The sequence below is a fragment of the Arthrobacter sp. MA-N2 genome, assembly GCF_000517125.1.
GTDB classification, from domain to species: Bacteria; Actinomycetota; Actinomycetes; order Actinomycetales; family Micrococcaceae; genus Arthrobacter; species Arthrobacter methylotrophus.
Genome location: NZ_AQRI01000026.1, coordinates 1 through 14604, shown reverse-complemented (window position 1 = coordinate 14604; position 14604 = coordinate 1). Strand labels below are relative to the sequence as shown.

Genomic DNA, 14604 nt, shown 5'->3' with positions numbered 1-14604 from the left:
ACTGGAATGTCAAGGAATCGCCGTCCTGGTGGCCTGCTAAGAAATGGGTTCATGATGCGTATCGGTGAGGCCGCGGCAGCGGCAGGGATGACGACGAAGACGTTGCGCTTCTACGAGGACAGCGGGCTTCTCCCGGCAGCGAAAAGATCCTCTAACGGCTACCGGGACTACACCGAAGACTCCGTGGCTAGGCTCGAGTTCATCCGCCGCGGACGAGCCGCCGGCCTCGCCCTGACGCAGATACGGGAAATTCTTGGCCTCCGTGACGCCGGAGAAGCCCCCTGCTCCCACGTCCAGGACCTGCTCTCCAACCAGCTGGCCGACCTGGACCACCAGATTGCTGAACTGATGGCGTTGCGATCCGTCGTCGCCGGCCTCCACGCCAACGCCGATGCCGGGACCGACGCAAGCTGCGATCCCGGACGTATCTGCAGCTACCTCTGACACCCTCCTCCAAGGACGCCTGCTTCGGGACCTCGGATTTCGTCCCGACCCGTGGCAGTGGTTTCACAGGGCCAGAACGCAGACAAAGAGCGCCTGGGCAACTTCGCAACATCGTCCCCGGGCGTCCGGCTGGTGGGTACCGTTCGGGCCGTCCTAGTGGGCTCCGATCACGTTGACACAATCACCCACAGTGGGCACAGCGCAACGGCGAAGTTTCCCATGGTCCAAGCCATCGGGCGGCCGTCTCCCCTGGTCGTGGTGGCTGGGTTTTTTTCAGCCGGGACGACACACATTCGGTGTGCGGGGTCGCGTTCCGGAGCGATGGCACCGTAAGCCCTTGGGCAGGTTCTAAGGCGCGCAGGGGGCTCCTGCTCGGGCTGGGGGCGGTGATTACCACAATGGCTGACGGCGACAATCACCACTTGGTGCCGTAGGCCCGCGTGATCCAAGCAATGGCAAGTCCCGTCATTTCTGGAAAAGCAGAAATCTACATTCCAAGAAATCCGGAAAACTTCCTAGAAGTTCCTAGGGGGACTTGCAATCAATCTCCTAGGGGGGGTAGAATAGATATAAGAAAGCAGCCCATCCGGAAGGAACACGAACCATGGCCACCGCCACCAAAACCCGCAAGACAGCCGAAGAGCGCAAGGCTCAGGCCGAAGCCCTTCACGCACAGCTCACCGCTCAAATCGAAACGTTCACCAGCTCGGCCGAGTGGATGAAGTTTCTCGCCTTTGCCCAGGCATTCCACGCCTACAGCCTCAACAACGTGATTTTGATCCTCTCGCAGTGCAACATCGCGAGCCGCGTTGCAGGCTTCCGCAAGTGGCAGGACCTCGGCCGTCAGGTCCGCAAGGGTGAGAAGGCCATCAGGATTTTTGGCTACAGCACGAAGAAGGTCACCGAAACCAACGAGGCCACAGGCGAGGACGAGGAAAAGACCGTCGTCCGCTTCCCCATCCTCTCCGTTTTCGACATCTCACAGACCGACGTCATCGAAGGGGCCGAGGACTACAGCAGCCCCGCCCGCCGCCTGACCGGCTCTGATGATCTGGGCATCGTCGCCAACGTCACAGAATTTCTGACCGCGCGCGGCTGGAGCGTCACCCACGAGGCCATCCCCGGCGAAGTCAACGGCTACACCACCACGGACGGCACGCGCCGCGTGGTGATCGACGCGAACCTCTCCCCCGCGCAGGCAGCCAAGACAGCCATCCACGAAGCCGCCCACGTGATCTTGCACGCCGAGGAGGACCACAAAGAATACGTGGCACACAGAGGCGTCAAGGAAACCGAAGCCGAAAGCGTGGCCTACGTCATGGCCGGAATGCTCGGACTGGACACCAGCGCCTACAGTGTCGGCTACGTCGCCGGATGGGCCAAGGCCGACATGGAAACTATTAAGGCCACCGCCGCTAACGTTCTCCGCGCCGTCCACGAGCTCGCGGAAGCCCTCGACACCGACGACGAAGCTGCATAGAGCAAACCCAATTCCGGCCCATTTAGGGCCACGGGGTGGCCCGAAATGGGCCACCCCACTTACCGAAGGAGCAACCTTGCAGCAGCTCGAAGGCCAGGGTGAACTCTTCGCCATCGCGCCCGATCCATTGATCTACACCAACGGCGAGCACCCCACTCACTGCGTGAAGTGCCGCGAAAAGCTCACGATGGCCTACGAAGGCGGAGGAGGCAAAGGCTACCGCTGGGAGAAATGCCAGAAATGCGCCCGAACCAAAGATCCCGCGTTCACGCGGAAACTGCGCGCAGCCATCAACGAGGCCCGCAGCAAATAGACCAGTAAGCGGCGGCCGAAAGGCCGCCGCCGTCCTCGCAAGCTCGGCCGGCGGTCCACGGCAAAGTTCCATGGCCCCAGGCGTACCGCTGCCGTCTCCCCGGACGTCGTGGCTGTGGAGTACCTACAAACCAGGATCCGCCGGCACCAGGTCACCGCGGCGACCCAAAAAGCCTAGAACACGCTGATTCGGAGACGCTGACCAGAAACGTCGGGTGTAGGAGTCCTACAAGCCGGGGCAAGTCCCCCATGGTCCAAGCCATCGGGTGGCCGTCTCCCCTGGTCGTGGTGGTTGGGTTTTTTTTCAGCCGGGACGACACATATTCGGTGTGCGGGGCCGGGGTCCGGAGCGATGGCACCGTAAGCCCTTGGGCAGGTTCTAAGGCGCTCGGGGGGCTTCCAGTGTGGTTACGGGCGGTGACAACCACAAGCTGCAGAGCGGCGGTTAACCACCACAGGGGTTCCGCAGGCCAGCGTGACGCTATGCACGGCAAGTCTCGGTTTCTGTAAAGGCATAAAACCAGAAATCTACATTTCAAGAAATCCGGAAAACTTCCTCTGAATCTCCTAGGGGGACTTGCGTAGAAGTTCCTAGGGGGGATAGAATAGAAGTATCAAGAAGCCCACCGGAAGGAACCACAATGATTCAGAAATGCATTGCCCTGGTTGTTCCAGCCCGACTCAGCGAGGACGTAACAGCAAAGAATCTGGATGTCCGCCAAGGCACACTCCAAGCCGTTTACGGCCCACTCGATTGCATCGTCAGCGGTGACTGGCAGGTCTACCTCAGGGCAGACAGCAGGAACCTCCGCCCCAACGTCAGGGCCACGCAACTGCTTCACGAGACAGGGCTCTATCTGCCCGAGGTTGCAGGCAACGCCCTCTACCTCGGCCGCACAGATCACGGCTGGGACGCCGACGCTCCCGCCCATTTGATCCGACTGGCAGAGCGCCTTTTCGATATCCGCCTTCCAGCTGCCGAACTCGTCTAGACACCCACAGGTGGCCGGGGATCCCCGGCCACCCCCGATCCCCCAGGAGCAGGAGCCATGACCACCACTGTCTACACAATCACCGACGAAACCGGCCGCGAATGCAGCAAATGCACCGCCACCAAGAAGGCCATGGACCGCACGGGGATCACCTATGAAGTCCGGGAAATGACTGAGGCTGACCGCGAAGCGTTCAAAAAGGCCGGCCACATGTCGGCTCCCGTCGTTGTCACGGACTCCGACATTTGGGCCGGCTTCCGCCCCGACAAAATTCTGACGCTAGCCGGAAGGGAATCCTGATGGCACTGACCAAGGAACAGGCCGAGAAGATCCAGGGACGGGGACGGGTCGACTCAACATCGTGGTGCTGCTCCGGCCCGTTTCCGCTGAAGGGCTGCCCCGATTGGCGGAGCCACTGGCACTCGGATTGCACGGTCTGCCACTGGACAGAAAACCCCAGGTTCTGGGGACCGACTCCGGAGGACGCCGCGGCGCTACTGATCGAACACCTGGACCAGGAACACCACCGGCATGGACCCAGCAAACCCTTTTTTAGTTCCCGCCCCGCTTTTCAACAGCTTAGAACGCGAAAGGAACCAAGACCATGAGTGAATTGGCCGGACAGCTCGCACTCTTCGACACGCAGAGCTTCCCCACCATCCTTGATGCAGAATCCTACGAAGTTGCCTACTGCCCCGCGTGCCACTCCAATTGGGGCGCGGAGAATGCCCGGACCAAGCCACGCATTCAGGACCGCCTCGACGAGGAACACGAAATGATGGCTGACGGCCGCTGCGCCTACATGCACCAGCTCGCGATCACAGAACCGTTCTACACACTGGCGGAGGTTGCCCTCGTCCGTGCGGGCGGCTGGCCCTGCCCCTACCCAAGGCCCAAGGGGTTCGGAGGCCTGTACCAGCTCCGTTCGTCCTAGTCCCCCACCAATCCAAAGGAGAAACATGCAAAACACCTACGCCGCTGAAGCCCAGGCACTTCTCGCCGAAGCTGCCCAGGAACTTCCAGAGGATGCCACGGCAGCCGCCGCTATCAAGGCCACCATGGCGCAGGCATACGCTTCGCTCGCACTGGCGCAGGAAGTCGCGGCCGCAAGCGAAGCAAAAACTACGGCTCCCAAGATCTTCTAGTTTCTCCTAGCCCCCCTTGCAATTGACATGCAAGGGGGGCTAGAATAGAGTTATGAAGGAAATCAAAAGGAAAGAAGCCGAGGCGGAACTGACCAAGGCCGGATGGAGGATTATTCGGCAGACGGGCAAGCATGACGTATGGGCCTCGCCGGACGGGACAGTCACCGTGGCTGTTCCCCGGCACCGGACCATCAGCCCCGGAGTCGTCCGGCAGATCGCCAAGGGACTGCCGACCACGCCGAGCGGCTGGCAGTAGCCTTCCCGGTAGGGGCCGCAAGGCCCCTACCGGCCCACCGCCCGGCAGTACGAGAGGAAGAAATGACCGTCAAGCGCGAGCTCGAAGCTGTAGCCCACAAAGAGGGCAAGTGGTGGATGATCCACATTCACGAGTTGGATCAGGTCACGCAGGCCAGCAGAGCGAAAGACATCCAGGACATGGCCACGGACCTTGCGGCCGCCGTGCTCGACCTCGACCCCGACGAGGTTAAGGTAAATGTCAGCCTCCGAGCCCCTGACGAAGCCATGAAGCGCTGGACCCAGGCACGGGAAGACATTGAGAAAGCCCAGGAGCTTTCCGCTAAGGGTGCCGCGGAATCACGTGCCGTCGTCGCAGAACTCAGCGAGCAGTTCAGCATTACCGAAGTCGCCCGCATGCTCGGCATCTCCACCCAGCGAGTCTCCCAGCTCAAAGCAAAGAAGCCCGCCGAAGCATAACCAGAAATCTACAAAACAAGATTTCTGTAAATCCAGACGCAACGCGAATCCGGTTCAAGTGGCCGGCCCCTGGAACCCAAACGATCAAGGAGAACGGAACTATGGCACAGAAGATCATCCCCGGAGGATTTGAGGCCCGCGCTATCGCAGGCAAGTCGCCCGAAGAACTGGAGACCCGAAGCCAGGAGTATCACGAGGACGTCGAAGCCATCAAAGACGCAATCCTGCGCCAGCTCGGAGCCGGGACCGACATAGGCGAGCTTGTCTATGCCGGAATGCTGGAAGCCCAACGGGAAGTGGCAGAGGGCTACAACCTTCTGGATAACCGGCCCGGATCCTGGGAAGCCGCCGGACTGTCGCAACTAATGGAAAGCGTGCACGCGCAGCTCAACACGGAACGCGAGCTGACGGACGGGCCGACGTCCAAAGAAATCTAGGAATGTAGAAACCAAGAAAACAACAAATCTATATTTCAAGCAGCGTGTATATCCAGAAATGTAGATTGGAAGGAATGTAGATTCGTCTCATGCAGGTACTAGCGATTTACTCAGAGAGCGGTGGAGTCACCAAGACGTCCACGGCGGTCTCGTTGGCCGTCATTGCGGCCAGGAATGGCCGGCGGGTGACGCTGGTTGACCTAGACCCGCGGGCCGCCACCACGAAGTGGGCGCGAGTGGCCCCCGAAGAGGACCACCTACATGTCGGAGCGATCCTCGCGCATGACGACTGCGAAGGCTACGCGGAAGGCCTGGGCATTCCCGTTCCGGGCTGGTCCGAAAACCTCCGCATCATCCCGGCGGCGAGGAACGTCAGCAACAGGGAAGCCGAGTATTCCGACAGTGCGGAGTTCCGGCTGAAAACCTCGCTGGTCGGGCTGGAATCTGACCTGGTGATCATTGACTGCCCCAACCGGCAGGGCGGCCCGCTCATCAAGGGCGCACTGACAGCCGCGGATTCCATCGTCTACGCCTCGAAGCTCTCAGGAGACGGCGTGGACGGTGTTGTTGGGGCACGGCAGACGGTGACCCAGTTCAAGAAGAACCTGACACGAATCGGGGCTCCCGACTCGCTGGAGGAGGTGGGCATCATCGCGGCCGCCATAGATGACAGGGCAGTGGCCCAGCCGCTCGTTGAGCGGGTCTCCTTCGATGACCTCGAAGAAACAGGCTTGCTGCTGACACCGATGGTTCCCAAGCGCACCATCGTGGAGCAGGTCCGTCTCACGGGGGAGTGGTACGGCGATTATCCGAGTGGGCGCGTAGTCCTTGATGCCTACACCGAACTATTCAAGAAAGTGATCCGATGACCGAGAAGCCGGACCTGGGGAACCGACGCACCAAGATGTTGATCAAGCCGGCCCCCGATGAGCACGTAGATCCTATCGAGACGCCGCAGGTAGCGGCGCCGGCCCCTGCTTCGGAAAGGTCCGTTCCGGCGGCCGCCAAGAAGCCGGCAGCTGCCGCCGCCCCGCGAGACCTCAACCTTCAGGTCAGTGACGAGGTTTTCGAGACCATCGATTTCACCAAGTTCAAGACCAAGCTCACCAAGCGGGCCATCGTGGAACAGGCAGTGCTTGCCCACTGGGCCAAATACCGCCAACAGTAGGACCGACGAAGGCTTGAACCGTACCCGGAGGTGGGTGGGGAAGCGAACTAACATCTTTGGGAAGGGCTTGAACTGTGACGGAAACTGGAGACATTCTCGCCCTGTGGGCGCTGATCGTGAGCATCTTCGGAACCGGGATCGCCCTGCTTGCCCTGGCGGTGGCCTATCTCGACTGGCGCCAAGTCGGCATGGAATCGCCTTGGACGTTCACGGCCGTCGGCGGAGGTTACTGGAGGCTGGAGCGCATCCACCGAAAGCCAGCGCAGATACGGCGATTTGAGTACGGACAGATGTGCTCTGGACTCCAGTTTGCAGTCGCAAGTGGCGCAGGCTTCCCTATGAAGGTGTATCGGCGAGGGGACACGGAACTCGTCTCCGTAAGCCCTTCCAGCAGCGTTGAAATAATCACCATTGTGTACAAGGAACATGGCTTCTTGGACAGGCTCCTAAGGAAGATCCCGAAGCGCAGCACACTATATGCGCAAAGCTCAGTCGATGAGGGCTACCAGCGATGGGACACCCCCCTGCATCTGAATCCCTGATTCTCTCCGTACTGGCCACGCCCAGCACGGAAACCGCCGATTCCGTGCGCTGCTCGCCCGTTCCGCGACACACCCAGCGCAGAGCGCACGAAACCGTTGCACGAAACGGTTTTGCCCGTTTCCGTGGCCGCTAGGTTTGTGGGCAGAGAGGAGCCGCACATTGAACGTTATCGGCTACGCCAGAGTGTCCACCCGAGACCAGGACCCGCAATACCAGGAGCACGCCCTCACAGCTGCAGGAGCATCGAGGGTATTCACTGACCACGGGGACTCCAGCAGAATCCGAGACAGGCCCCGATGGGTTGCATGTCTGGACTACATGCGGGACGGCGACACGCTTCTGGTCCACCGACTCGACAGGGTGTCGGGGGAGTGGCACCTGTTCCAGCTCATTAGCGAGCTGGCAGAGCGCGGCATCAACATCCGATCCCTGACCGAACCGGAGGTCGATACCACCTGTGGATGTTGGTGTTAGGTGGCGGCTTTTTGTGTTCGCTCTGTGTCGCTAGTTGCCGATGACGAGGATGCTTGCTGCTGCTTCTACCACGTCGTCGGTGATGGTTTCGAGTTGATTGATTTTTAGGACGCGTGTGATCTGTGGGAATAGCCGTTCGAGGAGACGGAAGTTGCCACGGGTGATGCGTTCTACTGCGGCAATTGCCTGGGCGTCGGTGAAATCATCGGGGTCGAGGGTCCGTCCAAGGCGTTTCCAGTGTCGGTCCAAAACGAAGAGGAGTTCATCTCTGCCCAGGGAGCGGTACCGGTGGGAGAAGCCGAGGCGGCTGTATAGCTGGGGGTAGTGCCGAAATCGTTGGTCGATGCCGGGCATGCCGATGAGGATCATCGGCAGGTGGGTTCGGTCGTGGTTGTCACGGAGGAGTTCAAGGGCTGTCGCGTTAAGCCGTTCGGCTTCGTCGATGATGAGCAGCTCAACGAGTGTGGTGACTCTGTTCATCGAGCGTGGTGCGGCATCGAGCTTGTGCAGGTGTTCATCAATGCACGAGCCAACTCTCACCTGGTACCGGTGGATGTCCTCCATAAGGCTTTTGGGTCGGCAGAGAACGTCCGGGGTGTAAAAAACGGTCCGGGAACGGTTGGCGAGTGCATAGTGCTTCTCGTCCTGGTCGCCGCGTGGTCCCCACTCGGTGATGTAGGGCTCAAGGTCATCCCAGTTTGCGTAGCGGCGCGCGGAGAGTGTTTTGCCCACCCCGGCGTCCCCGTGGCAGATCCCTATTGTTCGTTCTTTTCGGACTGCGTTGGCAAACTCGTTGAAGCGCCGGTGTTCCTTGGTGACGATGAAGGTGGGGTTCATCATTAGTCCTCTTCGTAGGTGCGCAGCCGGCGCCGGCGCCGTACTGGTTCAGTGATGTGCGGTTCGTCGCGGCTGGTGACTGACGGAATGCGGTCGTTGATGGTGCGGCGCAGTTCTTTCCGGCGCGCTCTGCGTGCGGCCTCTATGTCCCGCAGACTCAAACGAAGGTTGGGGTGATCTTCGTCAACAGCAACGCAGACGAACGTGTCATGGTCATAGACGCGGATCTCGGATACGTCCCGCGGGTCGTAGCGGATGGTGACGGTTTGACCCACGAAGGGCGCCAGCGTGGGCGAGAGGTAGCGCTGGCCTTGAAAGTGGATGCCGTCGCGTTGCACGGTCCGGTTCTTTGGAACCGTCAGGAGTAGCCCGTCGAGGTCCTCCAGGGATTCGGGCATCCGGGGAAGCCAACCGTCCGCGACCCAAGCATCCCGTGGTGAGACACCGAGTTCGCTGTGGGGCCGGTCGTTGTAGGCGGCGACGAAGCTTCCGATGGCGCGATCTAGTCCCGGGAGGTCGAGCGCGGCGCGTGGTTTCCCGTCCCGCGATCCAAGATGCCCGGGGAGGGTGGAGAGAACTTCTGTGTTGATGGTCCCGAAGAACCGCTCGATCTTTCCTCTGCCCTGCGGGCGGCCGATGGTCGAGTGGATGATGCGGACGTGCAGCTCGATGGCGGTGCGTTCGAGGTGGTGGCTGGTGAAGTCGGAGCCGTGGTCCACGTGCAGGATGTCGGGCAGCCCGCACATTACCCAGCTGGGGTCGCTCTTGCGCCAAATCGCCTGGCGGAGTGCCAAGGCGGTGTTCAGTGCTGATGGTGCACCGGTGAAGACGGTGTAGCCGCAGAGCGCCCGGGAGTAATCGTCCATCACTGTCGTCAGCCATGGCCGGTCAGGTTTCCCGGTGGCGCCGCTAATCAGGATGTCGAGTTGGGTGTGGTCAGCTTGCCAGATTTGGTTTGGGCGGTCGGCGCGGCGGCGAAGGACAAGTTCATGCCGGTCCCTGTACGATCCAGGACCTTCGAGAGCCAGGGTCACCAGGGCAGGGTCTAGGGCCTGGACGATCTTGCGGACGACGGAGTAGCTCGGCGCCAGCGCGCCTCTTCTGCCCGCTTCGGCCGCGGCGAGTCTGTGCAGCGTTGCCATGCTCGGACGGGGCTTCGTCAGTGCAAGTCCCTCGATAAACCTAACCACTCCGGGGTCTATGCGCCGCGTGCCGGCATCGGCGCGCGGTCCCAGGTCGAGGGCACTCGCACCACCAGCTCGGTAGAGCCGAAGCCAACGTTGAAGAGTGCGGGTGCTGATCCCAGTTTCGCGGGCGAGGGCGGCAAGCGGGATCTGGTCCTCGACGTGAAGTCGAAGGACTCTCCAGCGCTCATCGCCGGTCAGGAGCACCTACATCTTGATGCCCTCGCGCACGGCGAGGGCTTGCTGGTGGCGGTAAAGAGTCGCACGGCTCCAGCCCACGAGGCGGGCCGCGTCTTCGGCGGTGCGTCCCTTCGCCCGGGCGTCCTGCGCGATCGCCAGCTTGTCCGCAATGACAAGCGGATCCGTCAGCGGGCGGCCAAAGCGTGTTCCGTTCTGCCTGGCAGCGGCGATGCCGGCATTGACGCGCTCGATGATCAGCTCGCGCTCATACTCGGCCAACGTGGCGAGCATGTTCAACATCAACCGACCCGTCGAGGTCGCCGGGTCGATGCCGTCTGAGATGGATCGGACCTGGACGCCGCGTTCGCGCAGCAGGTTCACGGTGTTCAGCACGTCGATCAATGACCGGCCCAGCCGATCGACCCGCCACACAACGACGATGTCGCCCTCCTCTGCATACTCCAGGAGCCTCTTCATTCCAGGCCGCTCGATCGCCGTCTTGCTTCCCGAGGTGACATCGGCAAAAACGTCGCGCTTCTGCACGCCGGCGGAGACGAGTGCGTCGAGTTGCAGCTGGGCATCCTGGCTCGAAGTACTCACCCGCGTATAACCCAAATGTCTCATTAGGCTATTTTGACTCAGAAAACCCGTCATAGGCCCCCGTTGAGACGATTTATGGTGAGACGTGTTTCCGAGACGTCAGCGGGCCCGGCTTTCTCAAGCTGCTGTCATTTTCAGAAGTCGTCTGCACGGAATGTCAGAAGTCGTCTGCACAACGGTTCCAAGTCCCGCAAGGGACCGGCTTACGGGCACTACAAGGACACTTCGTGTGACTAGAGTTCAGTCCATGATCGTTTGGCTCAACGGCACCCACGGAGCGGGAAAGACAACAACGAGTGCGCTTGTGCAGCGAATGCTGCCCGACTCCCGCGTCCTCGATGCCGAAAAGGTCGGCGAGGTGCTCATGGACATTAGGCCGGGACTTCCCGCAACGGGCAACTTCCAGCACTGGGAGCCATGGCGGCCGCTCGTTGTTGAAACCGCACGGCGCGTGCTTGAGTTCACCGGAGGCACACTCGTGATGCCAATGACTGTCCTGGTCGAGAGCTACTGGCGGGAGATTAGCGACGGTCTTACGAAGCACGGCATACCGATCCGGCATTTCGTGCTCCATGCCGACCAAGCGGCGCTGCACGACCGCATACAGAACGACAAAGTTCTCGGCCCCTCGACGTTCCGCTTCTCGTATTTGGAACCATACGCGGACGCAGCTCGTACCTGGCTACACAATGAAGCGGAGGTCATCGACACCACAGACATCACGCCGGACCAAGCTGCGCAGCAGATCGCGGACTCGGTGCTTGGCCGCTGAAAGTGCCGAACGTCCGGCCTGCGTGTCTCCGCCAAGAGGATCCCGAATCGGGAAGGACGTTCCATGGTTTGAAACTGCATTGCCCCATTCCCCTAGGGTGGTGGTCATGTCTGAGCCATATTTTTTCTCCGCCGAAGCGGACATAGTTGATCGTGGCCGCGTACACCAGTGGCTCAGCGAGCAGTCCTACTGGGCGCAAGGTCGGGGTCGTGAGCAGCAGGATGCAGCTATCGACGCCTCTCGGAACTACGGGGTCTACGACGTCGGGACTGGAGAGCAGGTGGCCTACGCTCGCGTCGTGACTGACGGCGTTACGTTTGCCTGGCTGTGCGACGTGTTCGTTGCGCCCGAAGCCCGCGGTCAAGGCATCGGGAAGATGCTCGCCGCCGGTGTATTGGCGGACCTGGAACCTCTAGGCCTGAAACGGATTTTACTTTCAACGGCAGATGCTCACGGGCTTTACGCCCAATATGGCTTCACAGAACTGACTGAGCCATCAAGAATGATGGCACGAGTGCGCTGACCCATCCGTCACTAGGACGCCTTATGGCCGTCATGTGTGACCTTCGGGGATAAATGGCGGCTTTTCACGGCGCTGTTGGCGCTTGGTGCAGCGGCAGCCAGGCCTAGTGAGTAGTGGATGCAGGGACGTCCGGAATCTTCAAAGACCCCATGCCCGGTAACCTGCCAACCCGCACTTTCATATATCTTGCGGGCGGAAAGGTTTTCTTTTAGCACTCCGAGGGTCGCCTCTGCGAATCCCTCCATCACGAGTGACTGAGTGATGTTTGCAAGCAAGGCTCGCCCCAGTCCGCGGGACTGAATCGCGGGGTCAACGGCCAGCAGCGTGAGGTGAGCCGCTCGTGCAGCAGCCGGCGGAGTCTTATCTATTGCCAGCGCAAACCCATAGGTCCTTGAGCCGCTTTCCGCGAGGGTAAGGATACTTCCCGGGACGGTGAGTTTTGCCATTGCTCTGCGCTTCACTTGTTGATCGCTGTGTGTGCCATCACGAACGGCAAGGGCGTTCATCCAGAGTTCTGCGCATCCAGGGAAGTCCGCCTCGGTTCCCGCGCGGAATATTAGTGGCGCGGGCCGCCTGTTCCTGTTGTGATTTTCCATCCATACATTTGTAGCGCAGTCGGCCCGATTCGTGTCCGTGGGCTTAGTGAGGAATAGAACGTATCTTGCAAACGATCGTTCGCAAGACAGCACTTGGTTTTCCCTCCTGCCCCTGGCATCCAAGGATTCGCGGTGTAACGCCTGCCGTGTGCGCGCCAAAGTAACGGCTGGCTCCATGCGCGAAACACCGCGTGCAAAGATCAACGCTTCAGGAGGACGGACCCGCCCGGGAGGCCGCCATGGGGCTCCGCTCATACAGGCGCCGTTCCAGATGTCGGCCTACTCCCCCAATTTGTCGCTGCGTCTCCCCAGATGCAGGGCTAGCCGCGCCCACCAATCGAGCCGATCTCCGCCCCTGTTCGCACCGGAACTGCTGGGCAGCACGAACACTTCGCTACCAGCGATTCTCCAGTACTGAAGGCCCATCTCGACACTCTGACCGGGATCGGCGTGCTCGACGTAATCCTCGGCAACACCCTTGCCGTTGAAAGCCACACACTGAGGCCGGAACTCGCGCACCAGTGCCTCCAACCGTGCGTGGCCGGCGCCAAGTTCGTCGGACTTGTTCAGGTCGGTCAAACCGATCCCCAGTCGCGGAAGGTCTTCGTCGTCCTGCCAGGTCAACGCCTCGGAGGTCAGCCCGGAGTCGTAGAGAAGGCCCCAGAACGCATTGCCGCCGTCCGCGTAGTAGTGGCCTTTTTGGAGGCTTTTGCCACCTGGCTTTGGCATATCCCCACTGATGAGCAGCTGCATTCCTGCAGCAATCCGGTCCGGCAGACCCGCTCTATCCATTCCCCGCCTCCTTCGCCTAGGCGCCTCATGGTATCGGGCTTCCACCGTTTCCGGGCGTACTGAGGCTTAGCGTTGGACATTGCACTTTTCAGACGCCACCTCAGGGCTCCTTTCGCCTCAGGCAGACCGGATCCCCTGATTCTTGCAAACGAAGGATGCCGAGAAAACAGCGAACCGAGAATCGGGGGTTGATTGCCCATCGAAGGTGTGGATCGCGGCAGAGCAACGTGACTATCAATCTGGTCCAGAACAGTCCCACGACTTCATGGGCTGACTCCTTTGCAGGGTTTGAGGTAAGCAACTGCGCTTGCGGTCGGTTCGCTGTCGTCCCCGTTCCCTACCGTACCGCCTGCGATAAGAACAGTGCCGTTGGCGAGCAGTGTTGCCGTGTGGTCGCTGCGGACGTCTCCAAGGCCAGTCTGTAGTGACCACGTCTCAAGCAGGGGGTCAAACAGTTCGACGCTGTCAATGCGCTCGTCTGAGCCCGTCATTCCACCGACAACAAGGACCGTGCCATCGGGCATCAGTGTGGAACTGTGATCGTAGCGGGCGACTTTCAGATCTGCCGTGGCCGACCACGTTTCGGTCGCAGGTTTATACAGTTCGGTCGTGGCGATGGCGACGCCCCTGTCGAAGCCCCCGGTTACAAGCACCGAGCCCGTGGATAGAAGGGTCGCGCAGTGGCTTGAGCGGGCAACTTTCATACGTGCCACGGTGGACCAGGTTCCGGTCTGTGGGTTGTAAAGCTCGGCTGGGTCCAATCTTTGGGGGTTGGCGTAACCGCCACAGACAAGCACAGTGCCGTCGAGGAGCAGGGTGGCACAGTGGCCGTGGCGGGCAACTGCCATGCTGCCCGTTGCAGTCCACGTTCCAGCCGCTGGGTCATAGAGCTCGCTACTAGCCAAGGGGGCTCCATATTCGGCCAATCCGCCGGCAACCAAGACTTTCCCATTGGGCAGTAGCGTGGCTGTGTGTGAACTTCGGGCAGTCGCCATCTTGGCTGTGTTCTGCCAAAGTCGGGCTGCTGGGTCGAACAATTCGGAACTTGCCATGGGTTCCCACCAGTAAATCGATCCCCCAGCAAACAGGACTGTTCCATTTGGCAGCAGTGTCGCTGTGTGTGAACTTCGGGCAGTCGCCATCTTGGCTGTCTTCTGCCAAAGTCCAGTTGCTGGGTCGAACAACTCGGCACTGCGCAAAGCACCGTCGCGCTCCCCTCCGGCAACGAGTACTGTACCAACGGTCAGGAGCGTGGCCGTGTGCTCTGTTCGGGCTTTAGTCATCGGCTCTGCTGCTGTTACCGCAGGTTCCTTGGTTAGTTCCGGCGGAAAGCGATTCCGAAATCTGGCTGTATGCCACTCTTGATAGTTGTCGTGGAACCCCTTCACGAAGTTCAGGTACGGAGCAGATC

The 14604-nt window shown here is 60.7% G+C and carries 22 protein-coding genes; 16 read left to right on the top strand and 6 right to left on the bottom strand.

Features of this window, described 5'->3' with window-relative positions; genetic code table 11:
* Window positions 1-54 precede the first annotated feature (54 nt).
* The 14 genes from A3M3_RS0100110 (at window position 55) to A3M3_RS23340 (ending at window position 7709) form a co-directional block, all read left to right on the top strand.
* Entirely contained in the window at window positions 55-444 is a 390-nt protein-coding gene (locus A3M3_RS0100110) for a heavy metal-responsive transcriptional regulator (protein ID WP_028264592.1), read from the top strand.
* A 604-nt stretch (window positions 445-1048) separates the two neighbouring features.
* Window positions 1049-1924: an ArdC-like ssDNA-binding domain-containing protein gene (locus A3M3_RS0100105; protein WP_028264591.1), complete on the top strand. Its 876-nt coding sequence runs from the start codon at window positions 1049-1051 to the stop codon at window positions 1922-1924.
* 76 nt (window positions 1925-2000) lie between these two features.
* Window positions 2001-2237 carry a hypothetical protein gene (locus A3M3_RS0100100; RefSeq protein WP_028264590.1) on the top strand — a complete coding sequence of 79 codons (237 nt, stop codon included), beginning with the start codon at window positions 2001-2003 and terminating at the stop codon, window positions 2235-2237.
* 640 nt (window positions 2238-2877) lie between these two features.
* The gene (locus A3M3_RS0100095; protein ID WP_028264589.1) at window positions 2878-3228 is read left to right on the top strand and encodes a hypothetical protein; all 351 of its coding nucleotides are present in this window, start codon (window positions 2878-2880) and stop codon (window positions 3226-3228) included.
* A gap of 57 nt (window positions 3229-3285) precedes the next feature.
* Window positions 3286-3528 (top strand): glutaredoxin domain-containing protein, encoded by a 243-nt coding sequence (locus A3M3_RS0100090; RefSeq protein WP_028264588.1) that lies wholly within the window; start codon window positions 3286-3288, stop codon window positions 3526-3528.
* Between the two features lie 304 nt (window positions 3529-3832).
* Window positions 3833-4162 (top strand): hypothetical protein, encoded by a 330-nt coding sequence (locus A3M3_RS0100085; RefSeq protein WP_028264587.1) that lies wholly within the window; start codon window positions 3833-3835, stop codon window positions 4160-4162.
* Window positions 4163-4187: 25 nt separating this feature from the next.
* Complete coding sequence (locus A3M3_RS0100080; protein WP_028264586.1) at window positions 4188-4373, top strand: hypothetical protein; 186 nt, start codon at window positions 4188-4190, stop codon at window positions 4371-4373.
* Window positions 4374-4425: 52 nt separating this feature from the next.
* A complete protein-coding gene (locus tag A3M3_RS0100075; protein ID WP_028264585.1) occupies window positions 4426-4629 on the top strand; it encodes a type II toxin-antitoxin system HicA family toxin in 204 nt (67 codons plus the stop codon).
* A gap of 62 nt (window positions 4630-4691) precedes the next feature.
* Window positions 4692-5087, top strand: a complete 396-nt coding sequence (locus A3M3_RS0100070; protein WP_028264584.1) for a hypothetical protein — start codon at window positions 4692-4694, stop codon at window positions 5085-5087.
* A gap of 101 nt (window positions 5088-5188) precedes the next feature.
* On the top strand, window positions 5189-5524 hold the full coding sequence (locus A3M3_RS0100065) for a hypothetical protein (RefSeq protein ID WP_028264583.1): 336 nt from the start codon (window positions 5189-5191) through the stop codon (window positions 5522-5524).
* An 89-nt stretch (window positions 5525-5613) separates the two neighbouring features.
* Window positions 5614-6393, top strand: coding sequence for a ParA family protein (locus A3M3_RS0100060; protein ID WP_028264582.1), 780 nt, complete (start codon window positions 5614-5616; stop codon window positions 6391-6393).
* Complete coding sequence (locus A3M3_RS0100055; protein ID WP_028264581.1) at window positions 6390-6692, top strand: hypothetical protein; 303 nt, start codon at window positions 6390-6392, stop codon at window positions 6690-6692. Before A3M3_RS0100060 ends, A3M3_RS0100055 begins: the two co-directional genes overlap by 4 nt.
* Before the next feature lie 74 nt (window positions 6693-6766).
* Window positions 6767-7234 carry a hypothetical protein gene (locus A3M3_RS0100050; RefSeq protein WP_028264580.1) on the top strand — a complete coding sequence of 156 codons (468 nt, stop codon included), beginning with the start codon at window positions 6767-6769 and terminating at the stop codon, window positions 7232-7234.
* Between the two features lie 136 nt (window positions 7235-7370).
* A complete protein-coding gene (locus A3M3_RS23340; protein WP_331280349.1) occupies window positions 7371-7709 on the top strand; it encodes a recombinase family protein in 339 nt (112 codons plus the stop codon).
* A 30-nt stretch (window positions 7710-7739) separates the two neighbouring features.
* On the opposite strand, the gene A3M3_RS0100040 is transcribed toward A3M3_RS23340, so the two are convergent.
* From A3M3_RS0100040 to A3M3_RS0100030, 3 genes are read right to left on the bottom strand one after another with little or no spacing between them, the layout of a single operon-like run.
* Window positions 7740-8546 carry an AAA family ATPase gene (locus A3M3_RS0100040; protein WP_028264579.1) on the bottom strand — a complete coding sequence of 269 codons (807 nt, stop codon included), beginning with the start codon at window positions 8544-8546 and terminating at the stop codon, window positions 7740-7742.
* Window positions 8547-8548: 2 nt separating this feature from the next.
* A complete protein-coding gene (locus A3M3_RS0100035) occupies window positions 8549-9937 on the bottom strand; it encodes a Mu transposase C-terminal domain-containing protein (protein ID WP_442853086.1) in 1389 nt (462 codons plus the stop codon).
* A complete protein-coding gene (locus tag A3M3_RS0100030; protein ID WP_028264577.1) occupies window positions 9938-10534 on the bottom strand; it encodes a recombinase family protein in 597 nt (198 codons plus the stop codon).
* A 223-nt stretch (window positions 10535-10757) separates the two neighbouring features.
* Here A3M3_RS0100030 and A3M3_RS0100025 point away from each other — a divergent pair, with 223 nt between their 5' ends.
* Together A3M3_RS0100025 and A3M3_RS0100020 are read left to right on the top strand one after the other, a co-directional pair.
* Window positions 10758-11282, top strand: a complete 525-nt coding sequence (locus A3M3_RS0100025) for an AAA family ATPase (RefSeq protein ID WP_028264576.1) — start codon at window positions 10758-10760, stop codon at window positions 11280-11282.
* A gap of 106 nt (window positions 11283-11388) precedes the next feature.
* Entirely contained in the window at window positions 11389-11805 is a 417-nt protein-coding gene (locus A3M3_RS0100020) for a GNAT family N-acetyltransferase (RefSeq protein ID WP_028264575.1), read from the top strand.
* Window positions 11806-11816: 11 nt separating this feature from the next.
* Here the strand turns inward: A3M3_RS0100020 and A3M3_RS28380 are convergent, their stop codons facing one another.
* The 3 genes from A3M3_RS28380 to A3M3_RS28655 all read right to left on the bottom strand — a co-directional run bounded on the left by A3M3_RS28380 (window position 11817) and on the right by A3M3_RS28655 (window position 14476).
* Entirely contained in the window at window positions 11817-12311 is a 495-nt protein-coding gene (locus tag A3M3_RS28380; protein WP_269317234.1) for a GNAT family N-acetyltransferase, read from the bottom strand.
* A gap of 369 nt (window positions 12312-12680) precedes the next feature.
* The gene (locus A3M3_RS0100010; protein WP_028264574.1) at window positions 12681-13193 is read right to left on the bottom strand and encodes a mismatch-specific DNA-glycosylase; all 513 of its coding nucleotides are present in this window, start codon (window positions 13191-13193) and stop codon (window positions 12681-12683) included.
* Window positions 13194-13456: 263 nt separating this feature from the next.
* Entirely contained in the window at window positions 13457-14476 is a 1020-nt protein-coding gene (locus tag A3M3_RS28655) for a kelch repeat-containing protein (protein WP_051422858.1), read from the bottom strand.
* Between the last annotated feature and the right edge of the window lie 128 nt (window positions 14477-14604).

Coding starts and splice junctions, on each gene's coding strand:
- A3M3_RS0100110 (WP_028264592.1), top strand. CDS start 55: ATGCGTATCGGTGAGGCCGCGGCAGCGGCAGGGATGACGACGAAGACG.
- A3M3_RS0100105 (WP_028264591.1), top strand. CDS start 1,049: ATGGCCACCGCCACCAAAACCCGCAAGACAGCCGAAGAGCGCAAGGCT.
- A3M3_RS0100095 (WP_028264589.1), top strand. CDS start 2,878: ATGATTCAGAAATGCATTGCCCTGGTTGTTCCAGCCCGACTCAGCGAG.
- A3M3_RS0100090 (WP_028264588.1), top strand. CDS start 3,286: ATGACCACCACTGTCTACACAATCACCGACGAAACCGGCCGCGAATGC.
- A3M3_RS0100085 (WP_028264587.1), top strand. CDS start 3,833: ATGAGTGAATTGGCCGGACAGCTCGCACTCTTCGACACGCAGAGCTTC.
- A3M3_RS0100080 (WP_028264586.1), top strand. CDS start 4,188: ATGCAAAACACCTACGCCGCTGAAGCCCAGGCACTTCTCGCCGAAGCT.
- A3M3_RS0100075 (WP_028264585.1), top strand. CDS start 4,426: ATGAAGGAAATCAAAAGGAAAGAAGCCGAGGCGGAACTGACCAAGGCC.
- A3M3_RS0100070 (WP_028264584.1), top strand. CDS start 4,692: ATGACCGTCAAGCGCGAGCTCGAAGCTGTAGCCCACAAAGAGGGCAAG.
- A3M3_RS0100065 (WP_028264583.1), top strand. CDS start 5,189: ATGGCACAGAAGATCATCCCCGGAGGATTTGAGGCCCGCGCTATCGCA.
- A3M3_RS0100060 (WP_028264582.1), top strand. CDS start 5,614: ATGCAGGTACTAGCGATTTACTCAGAGAGCGGTGGAGTCACCAAGACG.
- A3M3_RS0100055 (WP_028264581.1), top strand. CDS start 6,390: ATGACCGAGAAGCCGGACCTGGGGAACCGACGCACCAAGATGTTGATC.
- A3M3_RS0100040 (WP_028264579.1), bottom strand. CDS start 8,546: ATGAACCCCACCTTCATCGTCACCAAGGAACACCGGCGCTTCAACGAG.
- A3M3_RS0100030 (WP_028264577.1), bottom strand. CDS start 10,534: ATGAGACATTTGGGTTATACGCGGGTGAGTACTTCGAGCCAGGATGCC.
- A3M3_RS0100025 (WP_028264576.1), top strand. CDS start 10,758: ATGATCGTTTGGCTCAACGGCACCCACGGAGCGGGAAAGACAACAACG.
- A3M3_RS0100020 (WP_028264575.1), top strand. CDS start 11,389: ATGTCTGAGCCATATTTTTTCTCCGCCGAAGCGGACATAGTTGATCGT.
- A3M3_RS28380 (WP_269317234.1), bottom strand. CDS start 12,311: ATGAACGCCCTTGCCGTTCGTGATGGCACACACAGCGATCAACAAGTG.
- A3M3_RS0100010 (WP_028264574.1), bottom strand. CDS start 13,193: ATGGATAGAGCGGGTCTGCCGGACCGGATTGCTGCAGGAATGCAGCTG.
- A3M3_RS28655 (WP_051422858.1), bottom strand. CDS start 14,476: ATGACTAAAGCCCGAACAGAGCACACGGCCACGCTCCTGACCGTTGGT.